This window comes from Cyclobacterium sediminis (genome assembly GCF_054781075.1).
On sequence record NZ_BAAGVC010000003.1, the window covers coordinates 1029508 to 1053725 of the forward strand.

11 protein-coding genes are annotated in these 24218 nt (G+C 39.0%); 3 read left to right on the plus strand and 8 right to left on the minus strand.

What is annotated here, in order from left to right; translation table 11 throughout:
* Positions 1-2: 2 nt before the first annotated feature.
* Positions 3-1253: an NRAMP family divalent metal transporter gene (locus tag ACYVHJ_RS06625; protein ID WP_460513399.1), complete on the plus strand. Its 1251-nt coding sequence runs from the start codon at positions 3-5 to the stop codon at positions 1251-1253.
* 460 nt (positions 1254-1713) lie between these two features.
* Here the strand turns inward: ACYVHJ_RS06625 and ACYVHJ_RS06630 are convergent, their stop codons facing one another.
* A complete protein-coding gene (locus ACYVHJ_RS06630) occupies positions 1714-3906 on the minus strand; it encodes an APC family permease (protein WP_460513401.1) in 2193 nt (730 codons plus the stop codon).
* 193 nt (positions 3907-4099) lie between these two features.
* Positions 4100-5860: a DUF5060 domain-containing protein gene (locus ACYVHJ_RS06635; protein WP_460513403.1), complete on the minus strand. Its 1761-nt coding sequence runs from the start codon at positions 5858-5860 to the stop codon at positions 4100-4102.
* Positions 5861-6130: 270 nt separating this feature from the next.
* On the opposite strand from ACYVHJ_RS06635, the gene ACYVHJ_RS06640 reads away from it, so the two are divergent.
* Positions 6131-8197 (plus strand): M13 family metallopeptidase, encoded by a 2067-nt coding sequence (locus tag ACYVHJ_RS06640; RefSeq protein WP_460513405.1) that lies wholly within the window; start codon positions 6131-6133, stop codon positions 8195-8197.
* A 274-nt stretch (positions 8198-8471) separates the two neighbouring features.
* Positions 8472-9662, plus strand: coding sequence for a formaldehyde dehydrogenase, glutathione-independent (fdhA, locus tag ACYVHJ_RS06645; protein ID WP_460513407.1), 1191 nt, complete (start codon positions 8472-8474; stop codon positions 9660-9662).
* A gap of 1976 nt (positions 9663-11638) precedes the next feature.
* Here the strand turns inward: fdhA and ACYVHJ_RS06650 are convergent.
* The 6 genes from ACYVHJ_RS06650 to ACYVHJ_RS06675 form a co-directional block, all read right to left on the minus strand.
* Positions 11639-12949, minus strand: coding sequence for a J domain-containing protein (locus ACYVHJ_RS06650; RefSeq protein WP_460513412.1), 1311 nt, complete (start codon positions 12947-12949; stop codon positions 11639-11641).
* Between the two features lie 257 nt (positions 12950-13206).
* Entirely contained in the window at positions 13207-14097 is an 891-nt protein-coding gene (locus ACYVHJ_RS06655; protein WP_460513414.1) for a hypothetical protein, read from the minus strand.
* Positions 14094-16271: an NACHT domain-containing protein gene (locus tag ACYVHJ_RS06660; RefSeq protein ID WP_460513416.1), complete on the minus strand. Its 2178-nt coding sequence runs from the start codon at positions 16269-16271 to the stop codon at positions 14094-14096. The genes ACYVHJ_RS06655 and ACYVHJ_RS06660 overlap by 4 nt, the downstream gene beginning before the upstream one ends.
* Positions 16272-16701: 430 nt before the next feature.
* Entirely contained in the window at positions 16702-17187 is a 486-nt protein-coding gene (locus ACYVHJ_RS06665) for a DinB family protein (RefSeq protein ID WP_460513418.1), read from the minus strand.
* Between the two features lie 14 nt (positions 17188-17201).
* Positions 17202-20756, minus strand: coding sequence for a PAS domain-containing protein (locus ACYVHJ_RS06670; RefSeq protein ID WP_460513420.1), 3555 nt, complete (start codon positions 20754-20756; stop codon positions 17202-17204).
* A gap of 1910 nt (positions 20757-22666) precedes the next feature.
* Positions 22667-23911 carry a serpin family protein gene (locus tag ACYVHJ_RS06675; protein ID WP_460513422.1) on the minus strand — a complete coding sequence of 415 codons (1245 nt, stop codon included), beginning with the start codon at positions 23909-23911 and terminating at the stop codon, positions 22667-22669.
* Positions 23912-24218: the final 307 nt, after the last annotated feature.

Here is a 24218-nt window from a genome sequence, read left to right on the forward strand (position 1 = left end):
AATTGAATATTAAAGGATTTTTACAGACGTTAGGCCCCGGCATTCTCTTTGCCAGCACAGCCATTGGTGTGTCTCACTTGGTGCAAAGCACCAGGGCAGGGGCTGAATACGGCTTCGGTTTGGTGGGTTTCATAATAGCAGCGAACCTTTTCAAGTGGCCATTCTTTGAATTTGGTTCCAGGTATGCAGCAGCCACAGGTGAATCTCTGATCGATGGATACCAAAAAATCAGCCCTTGGTTTTCTCGCTTGTTTCTAGGCATAAACTTGCTTTCCATGTTTTTTGTTAATGCCGCTGTTACCTTTGTGGCAGCAGGTTTTTTACAAAACTTATTTAGAATAGAACTATCACCAAACTATTTCTATGTCCCTTCTATACTATTATTGCTGATCTCTTTTCTATTTCTTGCTTTGGGAAGGTATTCTCTGCTCGATTCAGGGATAAAAGTCATCGGAAGCTTTATGTTTTTGAGCACACTTTTGGCTTTCTTTATTGCTCTTTTTAATGGCCCCAAAGTTCCTATAGAAGATTATTCCATCTTCATCGAATTGACACCTCAATCTTTACCATTCGTTATTGGCTTAATGGGCTGGATGCCCACAGCCATAGACGCATCAACATGGAATAGCCTATGGACCATCGCTCGAAGAAAGCAAAGTGGCTACGCTCCTACCGTTAAAGAATCCGTTTTTGAATTCAACTTTAGCTATTGGATTTCCTCCGCCCTTTCCATATGCTTTGTAGTGCTAGGCGCATTTTTACTTTTCAATACGGGAGACTCATTGCCGGACAATAATGTTTCTTTTGCCACAGGTGTAGTAAATTTATTCGCTACGCAATTGGGCTCCTGGGCGTTTATGGTCATTGCTGCAGCAGGTTTTTCCATTATGCTAGGCACCTGTATTGGAGCCATGGATGGCTACGCCCGTTCCACCGCTAGAGTAATTGCAGTAATGAATAATCGGCAAGAAAAAAATACTGACTATCTTTTATGGCTGACCTTGATAACACTCGGAGGAATACTGGTGATCGGTTTTTTCATGGCATCTTTTAATCAATTAATAGGATTGGCCACAACCATATCCTTCCTAATTGCTCCTATCATTGCGATTCTCAATTACAAATTGATATTTAGCAAACATCTCACTAAAGCACAACAACCTGGGAATTGGATGCGTTGGCTTTCCATTACTGGAATCAGCTTCCTTTTTCTATTTTCCCTAGTATTTGTTTATTTCAATTGGACCCAATAGATCCGGCAACAAGCCTTGGGAAATTATTTTTTACGATTAAAAATTCGTAAAGACTAATTTTTAATCAGTGAAACCTGATGAGAAATACAAAATCAGTTACGAAAATCGCATGTCCGCTAAGCACGAAATCCCCCTTTCTCTAAAGGGGGTGCAGGAGGATTTTAAGGGGAACGGCATGCTGACTCGTCCTAGAAAGGTTTATAAATTATTGTTTAAATACTGTTTTGGATTTACAGTTTACGAAAAAATCCCCCTTTGTCCCCCTTTTTGAAGGGGGAATAGTGACCTTTGGATTAGCTGATATATTATTGCATTTCACTTTCTCAGCCCAATCAAATCACTCTAGGTTAGCCTTAAAAGTCCTTTGCTGCAAATCCCCCTTTTTCTTTAAGGGGGTGCAGGGGGATTTATTTCGTAACCATTTTAAAAAATAAACTTGATATAGTATTACACTAAGCAACTAAACCAATACTTTGTCAAACTCCACCTCTTGTGCAGCCAGAACAAAAACCTTGGTAGGCAAAGATTTGGTTCGTTCCTTCAGTTTAACATAGTAATCCTCAAAAGCCCCCTCCTCTTCAGGCACCGCCAAGCCCATCATGATCATGTCACTGTTTTTCGACTCTTCAGCCATTATATCCCAAAAATTCCGGCCCTCAGCTGTCAATATCTGATAGTCGAAACCTGTACGCATCCCTTCAAAAATTTTATCCAAATTATCTTTTGCTCCTGCATAAGCTTCCTTATTCGGAACTACCATTTTTACATTTACAGAAGCTTGTTGCCATTCCCTGCTATTTTTCAACAGGTAAGCCAGAATTATCATCAAGCTTCCATTTCGCTTTAATCCTCCCCACCAGATATCAATCACTTTTTTTTCCTTAAAGCCTATATTCCCTTCATCCTGAACGATAATTACATTTTTTCTGGATTTATAGAAATGTCTTATCATTTCCGAATAGGGCACCAGGCTTCGGTTTTCTCTGGTATCACCGAGCAAGATGGTATTGGGGACCAATTGTCCCAAACCGTAAGAATTGACCATATGCATGGCTCCTGAAAAGGGATCAGATGCCCGAACCACTCTTACCAAGGCCTGCACATTCTTATTGGCCAGGTAATCCATAATTCTTCCCTCAAAGTCTTTGACTTTCTCCTGAGGAACATTGGATTCAGAGACAATGGTGGTCACAGTAAAAAGGGCGTTACCGTTGGTAATATCATCAGCAAGCTCAATCAACCGCCACCTCTTCCCGGGAGACCCAGACAATACAAGAATGTTTGGACGCCAACTTTTGGCATTGGCCTCTTTCTCTAGCCTAAACAAAGCATACCTTATTATAGAGGAAAAAACCCCTCTTCCCAGGCCTCCCCACGTCGCCTCAATCTTTCTCCTTTCCAGCCAAACAAAAATGATCCCTATCACCAAAAAAGCCATAAGGGTTGCCAAAGCATTAATCAAAAACATCACTCCTGCACAACCAAGGGCACCCAAAAGTGAAAACACCCAATGAACCTTAAACTTGGGTCTGAAAGAAGCACTACCTAAAAACCGCTCTGTGGCCGCCGTTATATTTAATACGGCATAGGTGGTAAGGAAAAACATGGTGAGTACAGGGGCAATGAGGTTTAAGTTACCAAAATACACCGTCAATAGGGTGATGCCAATGGTAAAGATCGTTGCCGCTCTAGGAATCTTTTCCTTCCCTCCTACCTTACTAAATACGCCGGCCCATTTAGGCAAAATCTTATCATTGGCCAAGGCCTGCAAAACGCGCGGCGCTCCCAACAAACTACCGGTGGCACTTGACAAGGTTGCTCCCCAAATCCCCAGCACAATGGCTCCACCCCAAATGGCAATATCCTGCATAATAAGAGGATTATCGATCAGCGTAGAAGCATCTGCTCTGCTAGCCAATATCACCGGCAAAATCATATAAATCAAATAACCCACACCAATGGCCATAAAAGTACCTTTGGGTATGGATTTGGAAGGGTTTTTTAAATCTCCTGACATATTTACCCCTGCCATAATCCCGGTAACCGCCGGAAAGAAAATAGCAAATACCTGCCAAAAATCTACCGACTGCGCTGCCGGCACTCCCCAAAGTTCAACATTGGAGTCTTCCATGGGACTACCAAACGCCAAAGACAATAAAGACAATGCAATCAAGCCCATGATAAAAAACTGGCTTTTGATCGTAGCCGTGGTGGAAAACAAGGCCAATCCTCCTAAAACCAAGGTGGTAACTATCCCTACCCATTTCATGTCCAAAGCAGGGAAAATAGCAACGACAGATTCAGAAAAACCAATGACATACAAGGAAACTGAAAAAGCCTGCGCCAGGTATAAGGGTATCCCGACAGCTCCTCCAATTTCTGCTCCCAAAGACCTACTGATTAAAAAATAGGCGCCTCCACCTTTTACCGGTGCATTGGTAGCAATGGCCGATATTGACAAGGAAGTCAGAAAGGTAATGGCAGTTGAAAGGGTTACAATAAGTAATGTCCCTATCAAACCCACATTCCCCACAACCCAACCAAATCTTAGGTACATGATAACCCCCAAGATGGTAAGTAAAGAAGGAGTAAAGACCCCACCAAAGGTGCCTAGTTTGGCAGAACCGGCATTTTTTATGTTTTTTATATTCATATGAAAGCGCTACAGTCTAGGTTTCAGCTAATCGTATAAAGCCAAGTTATCACTGGGTCAAATGATCGCATTAGTTTTATTTTCAGGACAATGCTCCCCTTAAGGTCTTGGTTATTTGCTGCAATAACTTAGCTAAAAACCGGGACCAATGCACTTGTCTAGGTAAAATAACGGAGATTTTGGATTGAATACCTTATTTATTATTAACCTTTTTCACCAAAATCACCCAGTCTAAATCAGTTTCTTCCGGAGCTTTTCCCAGTGAGGTATTTTGTCCACCCGACACTTGCTTTAAAGTCTCATTTTGAGACCTGGCGCCTGTTCTCGGGTTAAACCAATGAATTTCAAACACCCCTTCAGGCAATTTGAGTTCCCCTTCCCCACCATCTCTGAGGTAATATACAAATACTTCATCATTGGCAGCTAGCAACCAGGCATTTGCAGCTTCATTTTTTTGAGGGGCCAATTCTTGAAAAGGGATTTCACTTTGGGTGAAAAAGTTTTTGGCATGATTCATCTGCTCATAATAGGCTTGGTATTTTCGGTAATCTTGTATTCTTAGATCTTCGCCTTTCCCGATATACACCTCCGTGCCAGCGGCACCGGCCATTAATGAAGCCCAAAGGGAATGCTTTCTCCACACATCCAATTCCGGATACTCAGGGCCGGTATAAGGCTCATCATAAGCAACCACCCAAGGATGTCCAGTAGCAGCAGAGGCTTTTCTCCAATGTAAAATTCGGTCATACCCATGCGTTACATCTTGATAATTTCCTTGAAAACTTATCCCCGTATAGGATGGGTCTCCCACCAAATCTTCGAAAATTGCATCTGTATTTGAAGGGCCATTGTGCACCACAATTAATTCATCATAAGGAAGTAAATCTTTAAGGTAAGCAGCGAATTGTTTTCTCTGCTGAGTGGTAATTGATTTTCCGTAACCTTCATCTTTTTGCCAACCGTTTTCTTCTCCTATATTCCAGGTAACCGCATTAAGGTAACCAAATCTGGCAGCTAATTCTCTATAAAAAAGCTTTCGGCTGTTGGCAAAATCACCCCTTTCTTTAAATTCAAAATAGGATTGATTCTCTTGCTCAGACAATACAAATTGAACCATCATGCCTTCCTCCATCATATAATCAAAAAGCCCTTGCCACTGATCAAGTTTGGAGACATCGTATTGGTAATAATCATCTTGCCCAACCCATGGAAAGGCCGTCTTTCCATCGCCATAAGCACTCATTAGCAAAAAGTAATGGGAATTGATCCCTTGCTTCTTAAGGTAATTGACCACCCCTACTATTCCTTTCCCTTTATCTTTATGCCAAAGCAGATCACCTTCTTCCCAATCAGCGATGTGTTTCTGATAAGTCCTTTCAGAATCAGTTCCATCAAAGTCTTTGTATTGAAGCAATACCTCAGGCGCATTGGCTCCCATTTTAAAAAAATATTCTCCATTGGTGAATTGAAGAAAATGCTCCCCAATATATTGTAATTTCCCCTTGCCCAAAAAGCCAGCTTGGCTTGTATCTGCAGGGGTTACAGTGAATGTTCCTTGCTCACCATCAAAGGCCAAACTGCTCCCTTTGGCATTTCCTGTGGCTATGGCTATATTTTCACCTTCCAAAAAGCTGACTCGATATGACCACTCTCCCGGTTTTAGGGGCAATAAGTGGGCCCTCCACACCGTACCTCTATCTGCTCCACTCTCACCGGCATCACCATCCGCGGCAAAATACCCCGGCACCACTATGGCTTCACCGTCAGGATCGGTAAAATGCACCTCCATTTTATAATTTAAAAATGTTGCTTTGTCTTCAGTCAACTCCGGTCCATTCCATGAAAATGTCATTTTTTGGTAGGCAACGGAGTCCCCTTTAACCAGAGATTGCTGACCGCAGGCGAATAAAATCAACCCCATTAGAGAGAAGCAAATAAATGATATAAGGCGCATATAATTTTAGGTTTAAAGGTTGGATTATTGGCTAAATATAGGAAATGCATTGACCAATTCATATAGTGCTTTTTGATTAGAGACTAAAGTCAGTACACTCCGTTTTTCACTTATAAAATGCGCTTGATTTAAATTTATTGAATAGGGATTACCAGCAAATGTGATCAGTATAAATGGTCGTCAATTTATATTTCGCAACAAATTCAAATCCGTATTGAACAATTTTTTCTTGTTTTTTGTACTTTAAATAATCACAAACCTGATGATCCTATGAAATTGCTAAGTCAAACTAGTGTAATCCCTGCTTTAATTTTATTCACAGTCTTTTCTTGTGCTCCAAAGCAAGTAGAGACGGAGGAAGAAATTGAAGCCATAAACTTAAGCCATATGGATACCTCTATCCGTGCGCAAGATGATTTTTTTCAGTATGTCAATGGAACCTGGTTAGCGGAGGCAGAAATACCTGCAGACCAAGGGAGATGGGGTAGCTTTCTGGAACTTAGAGACCAAAGTATAGCCGGAGTAAAGCAGGTTATGGAAACAGCCAAGGCCAATATTTCCGAGTATCCTAAAGGAACTGATCAATACAAGGCCGTAACATTTTATACCATTGGTATGGATTCCCTCTTGGCAGAAAAAAGAGGTCATGATGTCTTGCTCCCCTGGTTTGAACAGATAGAGCAGATTAAAAACAAAGCAGACCTGCAGGCATTTATAGGCAAAATCCACCCTTCCGGTGTAAGTGCATTTTTCAATATTTATGTAAGTTCAGATGCCAAGGACTCAGACAAAAATGCCTTATACCTTAGTCAAGGGGGGCTTGGATTGCCTGACAGGGATTATTATGTGGATGAAAGCAACGAAAAATTCAAAGAAATCAAGGCGAAATACGAAACCCATATCTCCAGGGTATTTCAACTACTAGGCAGTTCAGAGGCAGCAGCCCGCAAGGTAGCGAAAGATGTTTTGGCGATAGAAACAAAGCTGGCCGCTGCCAGCAAGACCAGAATCGAAATGCGAGATGCTGAAGGTAGATACAATAAATATTCAGTAGAAAAGCTTCAAGCAACTACTCCTTCACTGGATTGGTCTGCTTTGTTTGAAACTTTTGGTGCAGCCACAGATGAGGTTATTGTCAGTAGCCCGGATTTTATGGTCGCCTTGGAAAGGGTTTTCAATGAATCGGATCCTGAAATGTGGCAAAACTACTTAAAATGGCACCTAGTGCGCAAGTCCTCTCCCTATATGAATCATGCATTGGTACAGACAAATTTTGATTTTTACGGAAAAGAATTGCAGGGAACAGAAGCATTGAGAGCCCGATGGAAAAGGGTGCTGAGCAGTGCAGAAGGGGCTGTAGGAGAAGCCATTGGTAAATTATACACCGAAGAATTCTTTCCCGAAGAAGCCAAAGAAAAAGCCAATGAGATGGTCAATAATATATTGGAAGCCATGGGTGATCGAATTCAAAACCTGGACTGGATGAGTGATGAAACCAAGGCCAAAGCCATGGACAAGCTGGCTACCTTCACAGTAAAGATAGGCTATCCGGATAAATGGGAAAGCTATGCTGCCCTGGAACTGGATGACAATAAGGAGACCACTAGTTACCTGTCCAATATTATCGCTGCGAACCAATTTCAATTCCGCAAAAACATGGACAAACTGGGCAAAGAGGTAGATCGCTCAGAGTGGTTTATGACGCCTCAAACGGTAAATGCCTACTACAATCCTACCTATAATGAAATCGTATTTCCTGCAGCCATTCTTCAGCCACCTTTTTACAATTACAAAGCAGATGCTGCGGTAAATTATGGCGGCATAGGTGCTGTAATCGGACATGAGATATCCCATGGATTTGATGATCAAGGCAGTCGCTACAGTCCGGATGGCAACTTGGAAAACTGGTGGAAAGAAGAAGATCTTGAACGCTTTAAGGAGAGAACCGGAGCACTTGTGGCCCAGTATGATCAATATGAACCTATTAAAGGATTGAATGTGAAAGGTCAACTTACCTTGGGAGAAAATATTGGTGACCTGGGTGGTGTACTGGTGGCCTACGACGGACTACAAAAACATTTAGAAGAGCATGGTAATCCGGGGAAAATTGATGGTTTCACACCCTCCCAGCGTTTCTTCCTTTCATGGGCCACTGTATGGCGCACAAAAAGCAGGGAAGAGGCCTTGCGCACCCAAATCCAAACTGACCCTCATTCACCCGCACAATATCGTGCCAATGGTCCATTGGTCAATGTTGACGCTTTTTATCAGGCCTTTGATGTCAAAGAAGGGGATCAAATGTATGTCGCACCTAAGGAAAGGGTTAGGATCTGGTAAGACCAGATATTTGACCTGTTAGGAAAAAAAGAGGTGCTGTATGTAACAGCAACTCTTTTTTTTAGGTATTGATACTGTTTTAGTTATGGGTTGATCATGCCTTTCACCTTGGCTTTTTGGCGCAAATAATGGGGTGGAATAAAGCTTTCCCTAATTTTTGGAGGGAATGCCCATAGGAAATGGTTGAAAAAATACACTTTATTGGATTTTTTTACTAATTTCTAAACGGAAATAGTAATTATTAAAAGCAATTTTCAACTAAACCCAAATTAATATGTGTAAAAACCACGGTGTGGCCTATTTAGAACCCGGTAAAGTAGAGGTCCAGGAAATCGATTACCCTAAACTAGCCTTAGGTAACAGAAAATGTGATCATGGGGTCATTTTAAAAATTGTATCAACCAATATTTGTGGCAGTGACCAGCACATGGTAAGGGGGCGTACCACCGCTCCAAAAGGACTTATTTTAGGTCATGAAATCACCGGAATAGTAATTGAAGCAGGAAGAGATGTCGAGTTTATCAAGGAAGGCGATCTTGTATCTGTTCCTTTCAATATTGCCTGTGGAAGGTGCCGGAACTGTAAAGAACAAAAAACTGGCATTTGTTTGAATGTAAACCCTGCCCGACCAGGCGCAGCTTATGGCTATGTGGACATGGGTGGATGGGTTGGTGGTCAATCTGAATATGTAATGGTTCCCTATGCTGATTTCAATTTATTGAAATTCCCGGACAAGGACCAAGCCATGGACAAGATCAAAGACCTTACCTTACTTTCAGATATCTTCCCTACAGGTTTTCATGGCGCCGTTACCGCAGGTGTTGGGCCGGGCTCCATCGTATATGTTGCAGGGGCAGGGCCTGTTGGTTTGGCATGTGCAGCTTCTTGCCACCTTTTGGGTGCTGCAGTAGTGATTGTGGGAGACATGATTCCTGAGCGACTTGCTCAAGCCAGAAGCTTTGGTTGTGAAACGGTTGACCTGAGAGACAATACGCCACTTGCTGATGCAATTGCTGAAATCACAGGTGAACCAGAAGTGGATTGCGCTGTGGACTGCGTAGGCTTTGAAGCCAGAGGCCATGGTGGGGATGCTGACAAAGAAAAGCCTGCTACGGTATTGAATGCAGCCATGGACATCACAAGGGCCGGAGGAAATATAGGTATTCCGGGTTTGTATGTAACAGGAGATCCCGGCGCTTCAACTGAAGCAGCCAAGGAAGGAAGTCTAAGCATTCGCTTAGGCCTGGGATGGGCCAAATCCTGCAGCTTTCATACCGGCCAGTGTCCGGTAATGAAATACCATCGTCAACTAATGAATGCCATCTTGTACGACAAAATTCAGATTGCCAAAGCAGTGAATGTGCAGATAATTTCCTTGCAGGAATCTGTTCAAGGGTACAAAGATTTTGACGGAGGTGCTGCCAAGAAATTCGTGATTGATCCTCATGGAATGATCCCGAATTGATTCAGTCAATTGGAAATTTTCTAATTAATAAAAGGCCACCGATACTAGATTTCGGTGGCTTTCCTATGGTACCCACCTGAAAAGTAGATTGATTCAGGAGGTAATAAATAATTGTTTATGCTTATCAGTAAAGGCCAATTTAAATGGCAGGATATTTAGGATTAAATTTTATGAACTGCAAGGCCTAACGAATCCCAAAACACCGTAGGTGTGGCATTTTTGTAGCCAAGGCTGTCAAGCCTTGGTCAAAACCATAAGCACAAACCGATTTTGGCGGTATTGTTGCTTTTTTCTGCAACAATGCTGACAAAATCACAAATGTTTATGGTTATCCAAATTTCTAGCTGTTCATTTTTGTCTTGATACAAAAACGAACCAAAAAAATCAAGGCTGTATGTAAATCTTAACGCAAAATGAATCACTCCCTGGCTAAACAAAAAAAACTCGGCCGAAAAGGCCTCAAACAGATTTTTGTTTTTAACGCCATTGAGCAATCCATTTTACTAATTTCCATAAGGCCGAAAAAAGTAAATAGAATGGAATAAGCTTAGGCAACTAAAGCTATATAGACTAGATATTTAACCTACACTAGAATTCATTTTCGCTTGACATTACTCCCTATGGTAATATTGACGGAAAAGCCTAACGAATCTCAAAACACCGTAGGTGTGGCATTTTTGTAGCCAAGGCTGTCAAGCCTTGGTCAACACCATAAGCACTACCCGATTTTGGCGGTATTGTTGCTTTTTTCTGCAACAATGCTGACAAAATCATAAAATATAATCAATATAATTTATATGGAAATTTAACTTTTTGAGATGGTTTATTGATTTTTTCTAATGGTTACCCTTTTTTTTTTACTGTTCATTTTTCCCCCTGAGTTACTACGTTTCAGGGCAGGCCCTGAGTTACTACGTTTCAGGGCAGGCCCTGAGTTACTACGTTTCAGGGCAGGCCCTGAGTTACTACGTTTCAGGGCAGGCCCTGAGTTACTACGTTTCAGGGCANTGGAAAAAGTAAATGGAATTGAATAAACTTAGGCAGCTTAAGCTATATAGGCTAGCTATTTAATCTAGCATAAAACTCGCTTTCGCCTGACAATTCTCCCCCAGAGTTGCTACGCAGGGCAGGCCCTGAGTGAGTTAAAAATCAGGGCAGGCTTGGATAATATTGACGGCAAATCTTAACCAATCCCAAAAACACCGTAGGTGTGGCATTTTTGTAGCCAAGGCTGTCAAGCCTTGATCAAAACCATAAGCACAACACGATTTTGGCGATATTGTTGCTCTTTTTTCTGCAACAATACTGACAAAATCACTTTCGTAAACCGGATTACCTTACCACCTTACCTAATGCTTCCAATAGCTGTGGATTGTCATCTAATTCAATCCGGGCAACGGCGTAGAACTCACTCATCCAGTCGTCTATCTTTGCAAAGGCGGCGGAAAGGTCATCCGCTGAAATCTTAAGTCTTACAATTTTGTTTTCAGGTCGGGATCTGTGATTTTGTGATATGTGATATGTGATATGTGGTTATTTTACAAATTACCAGTTTGAAAGCAATCCAGAACCATCACCTTTCACCACATCACCAAATCACCCCATCAGCCAATCACTACATCACACGATCACCCAATCACTTACATCTCCCTTCCTACGACCTGCATTTGTGTTCCTACCGCTTACATTTCCATCCTTACAGGCTACAATTCAACCCCTACCGCTTACAAGCCTGTCCCTTCCCATCACAACTCCCTAATTTATAGACGATATGGCTATAACTATGAATATAATAAATTTTTATGAAATCAAAAAATTGGGGAAATCATCCCTTATAATTACCCAAATTCTCGACACCTTATCAATGGTTATGAGGTGGACCCCGAACTTGGCCCCTGAGCCTGCCGAAGGGGCCAAGTCAGGCTATTATAGTTGTTAGAATGCTAAGTTATTAGCTACAGTTTTTCTTTGGTCTGTCATTGGTTAAACTCGGTTTCAGAAATATCCTGCGAATTAAATGTATTCATATTATTAGTTGAAATTACATCAAGTTTAAGTTGAAAACTTGGAATGCTATATCCATCAGATGTTTGTTGAAGATTAAAGTCCATAATGTCGGCACCCTTTTCATACATAGGGTTGCGGAGGAACTTACCAACACATTGCCCATTTTCAACTTTTGAAAACCAATCTTTACCGTAGGCAATTTTCAAATAGAAAGTCCCCTCTGGCATATTGCGTATCTTGTATGTTGAGCCACTGTTTATAAATACATAACGAATGCACCTTTCTGTACTTAAATTCATAACTTTTATTACTACATCCGTGCCTCCTCCAACATGAACTTCAAGATAGTTATCTATATCGCTCTTTTTAGGAGCAAAGTTGTAGCAAGAAGGAAGGTGTCCGTTATCAATTTCAATTTCTTCCCAGCCTATAGCAATCAACTTATCTTTCTCTTGCTGTAATTTTTGTTCAGGGGTCAATTCAGGAATATAACCAGATTCTTTCTTGTCAGGTGTCATAAATGCGGACTGCTCGTCAACAAATGTATTATTTAAGTCCCCGTTGGTCTGGCGGTTAGACTTAGCATAAGTTTTTGAAGTATATGGTTCTATTGGTTTGAGCAATGCCATCAATATTAAAATGACTACAAAGGTTCCAAGCCCAATTAAAAGGCCATATTTCTTTCTGAACTGTTTTTTCTTTTGGGACTTTAAATAGTTAAAAATCTCATGAATGGTTTCATTATCCGAACCTGCTAGCTTTGCAAGTTTTGATGATAGCTTCTCTACATACGAATAAGGAAGCACCTTGCAGCAAATCATCACCTCACTAATAATCTGTTTGTTGGTTTCTGTGTCACCCCATGAAATTAGAAAATTCAGGTTGATAACTGAAAGCAATTCATTTAAGGAGTTGTAAAGAGCAGATTGATTTATTCGGCTCTTCTCAATGCCGTTTACCTTCTTTTTAATGTCATGGAAGCCCGAAAGAATCACTGTTGGCGTAACTTGCTTTTCTTGTTTCGGTTGGGCTCGTTTTTGTTGGTTTTGATTGTTTGAATTCTGCTGACTTTTCTTGTATTCCCAGTTATAACTTTCCCTTGCTTCTGGGTCAGACAGAATAGTATATGCTTCAGTCACCTTTTTGAAGAAAGCCTCAGATTTTTTGTCACCCGAATTTCGGTCAGGATGATACTTTAAGGCAAGTTGTCGATATGCCTTCTTAATTTCTTCAGTCGTTGAAGTTGTTAAAACTCCCAACAGTTTATAGTAGTCCGTCATGTTCGTCTAAGATTCCTAAGTAGAGTATTAACTGATAGCTTACTCATGTTTATACTAAAAAAGATAAAAATAGGTAATCATTTTAATCAACTCCCTTTATCAAACCAAACCCTGAAAATATGGGGAAGGCATTAAATCCCTCAAATTATGCCACTTACCAAAGCCGAAAACTATCAGAAACTGAATCAAATCCCGATGACTAGGCTATGCGCAGTGCTCCGAAGAACATTGCGTATAGGCGTTAGTGTGTATAGCTTTCATTTAATTTCTTCTAATATTACATCTGGAGTTATTTTCAAAATTTTTTTATTTTTAATAATGAGACTATTTAATAGAAAAACAAGATTATTCATATTCACAGGAAGTGATAAATCTATATCATAAAGCTTCATAAGTGAGGTTTCTCTATCCATTTTAAAAAGCTCTTTACCAATTTCTATATCTTCGTTGAATAAGGTAACTATTTCCTCTTTTAATGGAACTAATTGAAATCGAAGTCTAAACTTATTTCTTAATAATCCTTCCCAGTTTTTACTTTTAAAATGTTTGTAAGCCAATTCATTAAATAGGTTTTTTAATGCAATATCATTTGTTTCTAGACTAGCGTAAATCCCATTTAGAAGTCTTTCATTGTCATAATGACCTTCCCAATCATTCTTACATTTGTACCTCAAACTATGATCTATTTCGTGCCAGCCCTCTGACAAAATGGTTCTTAATTGCAACTCAAAAGTAGAATCAAGGACATCATAATATTCTTTTTCACTTGATTGTTGGACTTCTGAGAAAGTTTTATTTTGGGAATCATTGAAGGAGCAAATAATATTAGTTCTTTTGGGTTTAAAGACTGTTAATTCAAGATTATCAATTTCTTCTTCTTTAAAGGTTATTATTCGAGAAAGAATTGTTTTAACCAAGTTGACATCATCTCTAAAATATGTTACCACTCTAATTCCAATAATGTCTTGAATTAGTTTCCCATCTTTTTCATATGGCCTACCCTCTTTAGCTTTTCTGTCAACTTTTTCCAAAATTGATTTTTCATCTTTTGATCTGCTAAAAATTCTGTAATGAATACCAATTTTATCAAGTTCGTCCTGAATTCTTTGACAAATTTCTTGTTCAATTAATTGAAAGCCTGTAATCATAACTGAAATTTGTTTTGATTAAAATAATTAATCCCAGATTTTGAAATAAATCCAACATCGTCCTTAAAGTATAAGTAGCCATTACTTTTAAGATTACTCAATACTTTGTTTATTTCCTTTGGTTGGTATTCAGCCAATATATCTTTCAAATGAGATACCTTACGTGCTCTGGGTTTTAAATTACCAATTCCAAAAAATTGACTTAAAACATAAACATCATTTAACTCTTTATAGGTGTTTAACTTTGTATTTTCTTCTTGAATATTTTGGTCTATATATGAGTCCAACAACTTTAAGAAATCGTTATTAGCGAAACAGGCAAAAACAGCAAAATCATTAAATTTCTTTTCGTTACAATATTCTATTTTACAATTGTAAAATGAACAGTTATGAAAAGTGCAATTAGAAAATGCTTTTAGATAAAATGCACAATTATTAAATATGATATTAGAAAAACCACATTCAATGAATTGTTGATTAACATCAAATGAAATACCATCTAATTCAACATCATCAATATACAGATTGTTATATTTCCTACTGAATTTATTGAGGTACGAATATTCGAGGTGAAAAAAGAACTTTGAATCAAAACTAAATGGTTTTGAATTGAATTCTTCAAAAAGAATAAGTCGTCTATCAATACTTTGAATTTTAAATGATTGTACTGCTTTTGATGCAAAGTCTTGAGGTAATAAATCAGCTATATTTGAATAATACTCTTCATATTTTTTCATAATCAAATTTTCTCCAACAAGTAGCCCAAAAATAAAATCGTTAACGAAACCAATATCGCCATTTGGTTTTCTGTCTAGAAAAACGTGGTTCGATAATGTTTCAACAAGGTCTTCCATTGATGGTTTTTCTTCCGAGATATATTCTTTAAGGCTACTTTGAAGAATTTTTTGATTATAGGATTTAATTAAATCCTTAATTGTGTCTTTTGACTCAGCTGTAATATTAAACTCAGTCATAAATCGCATTAATTTTCTAAAAATACGAAGTTGGGTTTCAGTATTAAGCTTTATGTTTTGTCTAACTTTTTCCCTTTCAAGTAAATAGCTGACATATTTATCTATTAATGAGTTTTTTTGCGAATCGTTTAGATAAGACTGCAACTTTTCCTGTGATATATTTTTTATATAAGATAGTAGAACTGGATTTGCAATCTGTTCTAATGGAAAGTTTTTTTGTTTCAGTAAATCTATTCTTTCTTTTGATAACCAATTTTCAATAGTAGGTTCTTTTATTTCTATTCTTGCAAGAGAAAAATCATTTTTGGATTGATTAATTGAATTTAAAAATTCATCACTGTTGAAAATCGCAGTCTTTCTTGAAGTGATAATAATCTTTGCCTTTCCTTTCAACAATTCGATAATTGTTGTGAGCATACTTTCAACTTCTTCTTTGTTACTTTCTTTTGTTATTAATTCATCAAACCCATCAATTATTAATGGAATACGACCTTTAGTAATTTGCTCAATTACAATATTTCTCTTTATCCCATTGGGAAATTGCTCATCAATTTCTTTATGTAAAATGTGATTAAATATTCTTGCTTCACGATTTCTAGATAACTCTGTGAAAAATGGTAATTGATTTGTATGCTTTGTAGAAAAAGTATTTAAAACTTCATTAGCGGTACAAGTTTTACCAAAACCCGCTGCTGCTTCCAAAATAATGAATAAAGCCCCTTTAGATTGAGACATCAAGGAGTTTAATTTTTCAATTAATGAAATTCCATTTAAACTATCATAACTTTTAGTTTCGATTAAAGCACCCGTTTCATCTTGATGTAAAATATCATAGGAACTTTTTACATATTCATATTTACTACCTTCTGGTAAATTTTTTAATTGCTTTGATACAAATTGTTTGTATCTCGTCTTAAGTTCATTTCCGAGAGGTGTTTTGATAAAAAATCCTTCAAATAAATATTCTTCAATATTTTCAATGTCTTTAAGTATCTTTATTTCTGTCGCATATCCAAGTTCAGAAAATTCAGATTTAATAGCTTTCGGGTCATAGTTTTCATTTATAAGTAAGATTTCTGCAGCGTGATACATTCCGTATCTTAAAGTGTAAATTCTTACTTCAGAATTTGACTTGCTCGATAATGTGTAGTTGTAAGTTTTAAATAACTCGTCTAATTTTTTTATTTTATCGTTTCCCATTTAAGTCTGGTTTCCGTCTTTATTTAAGTTACACTCAAAAATTGCATATAAACAATTCTACCCAAAAAGTTACATATATACCAACTATACCCCCAACTCTTTAGGCTTATTTCTCCCCTTAAATTAACAATTTAGGCCAACCAAACCTTTGTAAATACTAAAATCTTAATGGAATTTATTAAAAACGGTCAGAAAAGGGATATAAATGGACATTGCTTTGACCAAAATACAGAATATACTTAGGCCTAAGCTTTTCCTTACTTCTATAATTTTTATGCAATAAACCCTAAAACCCTTCCACAAGGCTAAATAAAAAAATACAATCCCCGAATCAGCCCAATTCCTCTCACCCTATAAAGTGGTTCCTACGGTTCCATTAGACACCCTACGACAGGCTCAGGGCACAAGATCAGTGTATAATGTTTTCTTTTTAATCCCATATTTCAGGTCTCTCGATATTCATTGCGCGTAAATACGAAAGGAATTGTCCGGCATGAACGGATTCGTGATAGGCAATTCGCAATAAATATTTTCCAAGGATTTTCTTTTCTCCATTTCCGGGGTGAAGGATTTCAGTTTCCTTTAATGTTTTATCTGAAAATTTCCGAACACTTTCTAAAAATGCATGCCTATGTGGTTCCGCAAACTTAAGCTCTTCAGTAAGGCTAATCATGGGTTGATTTTTCCAAGGGCTTTGATAATTGGTCATGCTCCCCTTATTGATAATAATGTTCCATCCATAGTCGGCTTCTAAAACGTGCCTAATCATCTCCATTGCAGACATGGCTTTTGCGTCAGGTTTCCAATGGTAATGGCTCTTAGGAAGACTTTCCCACAGTTTTATGCTTCTTCTCCTTATTTCTGTAAAGTTCAAAATTAAAAGTTCGGAATGCGTCATTTCCTTTATTTCAAGCATATCAGGTTACACGGCTATTCATCTATTTTTTCCAGCAATAATTGCTTGACGAATTCCCATTCTTCTTTGAGCGCTGTTAACAGTGTTTTTAGCTTCTCAAGGGAATTGTCTTGGGCATCATTTTCTATTTTGGTAGCGATATCAGCTAAAATATTGCATCGAATGGCCAGCATTGATCCCTTTATTGAATGCGCAATTTGTCTAATGGTTTTGCTATCCTTTTTCTCATAGGCCAGGTTGAGTTGGTTTATTTTATCCGGCATATCCCCCAAACACATTGAGATTAATTGTTGCGCACTGTTTATATTTCCCCCAAGGCTATATAAGAGTTCGCTATAGCCGAAATGGGCTTCAATTGGAACCACTGCCTCATCCCTGGTTGTTTTGACTTTATTATTTTGATGAATGAATTTTTTCAGCACCATTTCAATTTTCTGTATCTCTAGTGGTTTGGTCAGGAATTCATCCATTCCTGCAGCCAAACACCTTTCTTTTTCCGCTTTTATTGCTCCCGCTGTAAGTGCAATAATAGGAACATGGTTGCCGCTATCCATTTCTATGGCTCTAATTTGCTTGGTGGCTCCTATCCCATCAAGTTCAGGCATTTGTATGTCCATAAATACTATGTCAGGAATTATCTTCTTGTATTGTTTAACAGCAATTACACCATTCTTTGCTTCGTAAATTTCGCTATTGGGCATTAATTGGAGCAGCAAAGTCTTGCTTAGTACCATGTTCAGAGAATTGTCTTCAGCAATGATGATTTTTATCTTTTCATTTGGATCAATTGAATGCGTTGTTTCTTCCCTTTCTTTCTTTGGACTAGCCTTTAATTCTTGGTTTAAATTAGATAGATAAATGAATAAATCATGGCTTTTGACCGGCTTGGTTAATCGAAAACGAACCCCTATTTCCAAACATTTTTGGTGAATTGCTTCATCCTGAGCGGAGGAATAAAGCAGAATTACCGGCTGTTTTTCAAGGCTAAGGTTCAACTTTTCCTTCATGATGCGAATGGTTTCCAGACCATTTATATAAGGCATATTATAATCGCAAATAATTACATCATATGGCAATGCCTTCTCCAGTACCTGGAGTGCCTGGAACCCATTTTCACATAAATCTGAGTCAATCTGCCACTGATTAAGCATTTGTTGCAAAATAACCCTGTTGTTGGCATTGTCATCAATAATCAAACAACGTTTTACACTTGCAATCCGGGTTTGATCTGGTTTTTCCCCTCTTTCAAAACGAGTCATGATCTCAAAAAAGAAAGTAGTACCCACATCAGGTTCGCTATCAATATTGATTTTGCTTCCCATTTTTTCTGCAATCATTTGCGAAATGACAAGCCCTAAACCGGTACCTCCAAATTTACGCGTTGTGGAACTATCTGCTTGAGAAAATGATTTGAAAAGCTTGGCTTTTTGTTCTTGGCTAATGCCGATACCGGTATCTTTTACGGAAATTTTAAGGGTACCCTGATTGCCTTCAAGTGGAATATAATCCACTTTAACGATCACTTCCCCTTTTTTCGTGAACTTAACCGCATTGCTTAAAAGATTTGCCAGAATCTGCTGGGTACGAATGGGATCTACATAGGCAAAACGAGGCATATTAGGGTCAATATCCATTAACAGTTCAAGCGCTTTCTCTGCTGCCGAAAATTTAACTATATCTATGCTGTTCTCGAAAAGCGCTATCATATCGGTTTGCATCTCCTCCAGCTCCAACATGCCCGCTTCTATCTTAGAAAAATCAAGAATATCATTGATAATCCCAAGAAGCGTATGGCCAGACACGTTGGCACTGTTCACATATTGCTGCTGAACAGGGCTAAGTGGCGTCTTGGTAAGTAATTCGGTAAAGCCAATTACCCCATTTAGGGGCGTACGGATTTCGTGACTCATATTAGCTAGAAACTCAGATTTTGCTCTACTGGCACTTTCTGCTTGTTCTTTAGCTATTTTCTGCTCTTCTTCCGCATTCTTCTGAGCTGTAATGTCCACATTGGTTCCTATCCAGCGATAAGGTTCGCCAACTTCATCCCGGAGAATTTTACCTCGCGTCATGATCCAATGCCAGCTGCCATCTTTATGGAGACAGCGATGTACTATTTCATATTTTTGGGTGATGCCATTCAGATGGTCTGCTACGGCTTTTTCAATTGAAGTGGCATCATCAGGATGCCAAAGTTTTTGCCATCCCTCAAAAGCATTCTCTATTTCTGAGTCTTCATACCCAAGCATGGCTTTCCATTGTTTGGAAAAAACCACCTTGTTGTTGATCATGTCCCAATCCCATACCCCTGCTTCGGTACCTTCTATAGCCACTGAAAAGCGCAATTCACTTTCCTTCTTCTCTTCATCTAATTTTTTGCGATCCGTAATATCTTTATGAGTACCTACAACCCTTGTCGCTTCTCCTTTCTCGTTTCTCTCAACTACTTTCGCCTTGTTCCATATCCAAAGATACTTGCCTTCCTTGTGCCTAAATCGGTATTCATGGCTAAAGGTGTCGCCATTTTCCGGGGTTTGCGTAACTTTATTGATCTCTGCAAACACCCTTTCAATGTCGTCAGGGTGCAATCTGTCTGACCATTCGCTGGCTAAGGAGGCAAGCTCCCCCACTTTATACCCCAGCATTTCTACCCATGCCTTTGAATAAACAGTAACACCATCCATGGGAGTCCAATCCCAAATCCCATCCCCCGAAGCATCCATCGCATAATTCAAGCGTTTGGTGAGTGCCTCTTTTTCCAATTCTATGGTTTTTCTTTCCTTAATATCCTGCGCTACTCCCCTCAGTCCTATAATCTCCTTGCTTTCACTGAATATTGCTTCTCCACGTACCCACATCCATCCCTGGCTTCCATCTTTTTGAATGGTTCTTAGTTCTAATTCATAAGAAATGCCTTGGTCTGTGGCTACCGCCAAGGAAGCAGTAAGTTGCTCCCAGCTTTCCGGAGTAAATAGCTTCATGTGTTCGGTAATAGGAGGAGGGGGCTTCGTGGGGTCAAAACCATACATTTTATAAAGCTCCTCTGTCCAGACTACCTCATTGGTTTTTAGATCCAACTCCCAACTCCCTAACTTAGAAACTTGCTGGGCATTGCGAAGAAGTTCGGCACTCTTTTGAAACTTTAATTCACTGTTTTTAAATGCAGTAATATTTTGGTGAGCCCCCAACATTCGTACGGGTTTGCCTTGCTTATCTCTAATGGCTAAACCACGGCACCTAACCCACACGGTGGAGCCATTTTTATGCGTATACCGTACCGTTTGATCATAAGGGTAATCCGGGTTTTCAAAATGTTGGGTAATCCTTTCCGTAGCAATTTTTAAATCATCAGGGTGTATAATATCTTTCCAAGCCGAAGTTTTGTGAGGCATTTCACTGGGGTTGTACCCCAATACCTCCCAAAATTTAGCATTCATCCATTCTTCTTCAGGATTTTCCAAATCCCAATACCACATGCCATCCAAACAAGATTCTTGAATGAAATCAAAAATTCGCTCATCCGATTTTATGAGCTCGTATAGTTCTTTTTTGAGGTAATTTGTTTCCATCAATGCGCTATTTTAGATGGGAGGTTGCCTGTGCGGTATAATCTCTCAGCTCCTTCCAACTTGTTTCTTTGTTAAATTAGGTATTTCAAACAAAGATTACATTTGTAACACCAAAATATCAATGGTAATTGTATAAAATGTGAGAATCTTTGCAAAAATGGGATAATATTCCATAAGCCAGCCTATCCAGAAGGTTTATTCTATATTTGTTTGAATATTTATAAGCGGTGGGTGGGAAAGTCTATCTTTGGCCTCTGCTTTGGAGAAATTGTTTTTCGTTGCATCCAATTTGTAAGTTCGCGTTCACAAAGGCAACAGAAAGTCTTTAAGCTTCACCATTTAGAAGAGCTTTCACTCCCTGAGACCGCTTAGGAATTAAACATTGCGCCAATCACAGCAAAAAACTATCTTTTCAAGGTGTTATAAGTAATCCGTTCACAAATGAAAACGGAGTTATTCACATAATTACAGGTCCTATTGGCCAATTGATTTTTTAGGGAAGCATTTACCCCCGCTTTTAATCGTCCTTACAGGAATTGGTGCTCCCTATACCATTGGTATTACTTCCCTTCCAGGGTTTGGTTATAAATTATTAATCCCTAACACCGTGCTTCAAAACGATAAGTACATCCCGGTTTTGGCCGTATTGATGCTATTTTTCTGCAACAATGCTGACAAAATCACTTTTTAAAAGATGATAAAATGTAATCAATATTATTTAATGGTAGCAAAATTAACCTTTTCATGTGATTTATGGACTTTTCCCAATGGTTACCCTTTTCCTTTCCTGTTCATTTTTCCCCCTGAGGGAGTTAAAATTCAGGGCAGGCCCTGAGTTACTTCGCTTCAGGGCAGGCCCTGAGTTGCTTCGCTTCAGGGCAGGCTTTAATACAAAAACCAACCAAAAAAAATCAAGGCTGTCAAATCTTATTTCAAATGATGGGTAATCGTTTAATGAACAGATGTCGTTTTCGTAGCCATCATTTGATTTTTGAATCAGGATTCCAGGCTAAAAATGAGTGGATCTCCTTGTGGGAGCTAACTCATTTTCTTAACGCCCTCCACCCTGCTCCAAAAACCATAACCTTTGAAGGCCGATAAAACCTAATACATTGTGCTTTCAAAAAGAAAATAATTACCCATATAAGAATTTCCATCCAAAGACGGATAGTTTACAAATCCCATAACACCGTAGGTGTGGCATTTTTGTAGCCAAGGCTGTCAAGCCTTGGTCAAAACCATAAGCACTACCCGATTTTGGCGGTATTGTTGCTCTTTTTTCTGCAACAATGCTGACAAAATCATAAAATATAATCAATATAATTTATATGGGAATTTAACCTTTTGAGATGGTTTATTGATTTTTTCTAATGGTTACCCTTTTCCTTTCCTGTTCATTTTTGCCCCTGAGTTACTACGTTTCAGGGCAGGCTTTGATACAAAAACGAACCAAAAAAATCAAGGCTGTATGTAAATCTTAACGCAAAATGAATCACTCCCTGGCTAAACAAAAAAAACTCGGCCGAAAAGGCCTCAAACAGATTTATGTTTTTAACGCCATTGAGCAATCCATTTTACTAATTTCCATAAGGCCGAAAAAAGTAAATAGAATTGAATAAGCTTAGACAACTAAAGCAATATAGACTAGATATTTAACCTACACTAGAATTCATTTTCGCTTGACATTACTCCCTATGGTAATATTGACGGCAAAGCCTAACAAATCCCAAAACACCGTAGGTGTGGCATTTTTGTAGCCAAGGCTGTCAAGCCTTGGTTAAAGCTAGAAACACAAACCGATTTTGGCGGTATTGTTGCTCATTTTTGCAACAATGCTGACAAAATCATTTAGCAAGTTTGCTGTTTCATTTAACCTGAGTGCTTTTTTTGGGAAAAATAAATAACCTCGTCTAATTCAATATGGAAGGATCTCCAAGTTTTCCTGAAAACAATAGCGCTCCACTGCTATTCTCCTGGATAAAAAAGACAAAGGGCTTGTCCAGACTGAAAACCCTTGGCTGAGAAGGGCCTGCGTTGGTTAACTCGATTTCCACCACAGTAGCTGCAGCAGCTTCGGTACCTTCTTCACTCACTTCAATTACTGCCTCGTGAATCACCCTGCTGATCGCCATTGGTGCGGTTGGATTCACAAATAAATTACTGAAATTTAAAGGACTGGGTACAAATGGTTTTACCAAACCCAAGTGCTGTAGCTCTTCTTTTAAATTGTTTATTCTATACCCCATTTTAAACTTGGGCATCTTTAGGGTAAAATTTGAAGTATCCGCATTGGCCCTAAAATGCTCCAGGTCTTCCAAAGTAAAAGCCTCCATCTTACTATCCAATTCAAAATCCTTGTCCATGATCACTCCCATGGTATATTGCCCGGTACTGTATGGGATTTCTAGGTACTCCAATGCGCCATCAGCGTAATACCTCAACCCTGCCGGAGAAGACAATTCCATCATATCCACTTCCACTTCCTGACCCGAGGCGGTATAAAAAGGCGCTTTCTTTGTATTACCAACATCAAAACGGTACTTCCAATCCGCTTTGAAATAGATGGCATTGACCAGGTACATGGCTGCATCCGGAGAAACCGCGTCAAGCATGTCTTTGATCATTCCATTGGTATTGTTTTCAATCCACTGATTAATTATATCCTTGGATTGTGGATTGGACATATCAAGGCTCGCAATCTCTGCATTGAAACTGTCCCTGACATCCTCTGCAAATTCCTGATTCAATTCAAAGCCCTGTCTGTACCAAATGGCATTGGCGATAGCCAACCTTACCTTGGGATCAAGCTCCAGTAAATAATTGGTCAGGGATTTGGCCGCTTGATTCGCTTCTTCCAATTCCATCCCCTCAAAACGCAAAACCCGCATAAACTCTTCTTCTACCTCGCCTTCATTGCCATTCATGGCCATGGCGAGTGCCTGATGCACACTGTAGGGACTAAAAAACTGGTTGACATCCTCCTTCTTCTGAAGTTCATGAAACAAATCGAAGGCAAATTGAGAACTGCTCAAAACCATCTCTTGCTCCTGAACCTGCAAGGGTCGGATATTGGCTGCAAGATCGATTTCATCATCTTCACCCCAGTTGCAAGCGCTAAATGCCAATAAACAGAACAAAGCAGTAGTTATTTTCATGATTTTCGGGATTTATTTATCACCTATACGGAAAGAGGTGGGTAAATGCTACAATAAAAATTGAAAAAAACAAAATCGCCTTCCATTTTCGGATTGGAATAACTCGTATTTTTAATGTTTACGAAAGAATCCCCCTTGGTCCCTCCGCCGCGGCGGAGGGATTTTCGTTTTTCAGGATTTACGAGTAGGTTCCTGATTTAACATTTTTAAAGCACCTTAAAATTTTAAAGATTCAGGGTTGAAAAGCATTGGCCGAAACTCCCCCTTCTTACCTTAGATTTAAATTAAAGTTCGTTATTCCAGTGAC

Excerpts from the sequence above, each read along its gene's own strand:
- ACYVHJ_RS06630 (WP_460513401.1), bottom strand. The coding sequence starts at position 3,906 with ATGAATATAAAAAACATAAAAAATGCCGGTTCTGCCAAACTAGGCACC.
- ACYVHJ_RS06635 (WP_460513403.1), bottom strand. The coding sequence starts at position 5,860 with ATGCGCCTTATATCATTTATTTGCTTCTCTCTAATGGGGTTGATTTTA.
- ACYVHJ_RS06640 (WP_460513405.1), top strand. The coding sequence starts at position 6,131 with ATGAAATTGCTAAGTCAAACTAGTGTAATCCCTGCTTTAATTTTATTC.
- fdhA (WP_460513407.1), top strand. The coding sequence starts at position 8,472 with ATGTGTAAAAACCACGGTGTGGCCTATTTAGAACCCGGTAAAGTAGAG.
- ACYVHJ_RS06650 (WP_460513412.1), bottom strand. The coding sequence starts at position 12,949 with ATGACGGACTACTATAAACTGTTGGGAGTTTTAACAACTTCAACGACT.
- ACYVHJ_RS06655 (WP_460513414.1), bottom strand. The coding sequence starts at position 14,097 with ATGATTACAGGCTTTCAATTAATTGAACAAGAAATTTGTCAAAGAATT.
- ACYVHJ_RS06660 (WP_460513416.1), bottom strand. The coding sequence starts at position 16,271 with ATGGGAAACGATAAAATAAAAAAATTAGACGAGTTATTTAAAACTTAC.
- ACYVHJ_RS06665 (WP_460513418.1), bottom strand. The coding sequence starts at position 17,187 with ATGCTTGAAATAAAGGAAATGACGCATTCCGAACTTTTAATTTTGAAC.
- ACYVHJ_RS06670 (WP_460513420.1), bottom strand. The coding sequence starts at position 20,756 with ATGGAAACAAATTACCTCAAAAAAGAACTATACGAGCTCATAAAATCG.
- ACYVHJ_RS06675 (WP_460513422.1), bottom strand. The coding sequence starts at position 23,911 with ATGAAAATAACTACTGCTTTGTTCTGTTTATTGGCATTTAGCGCTTGC.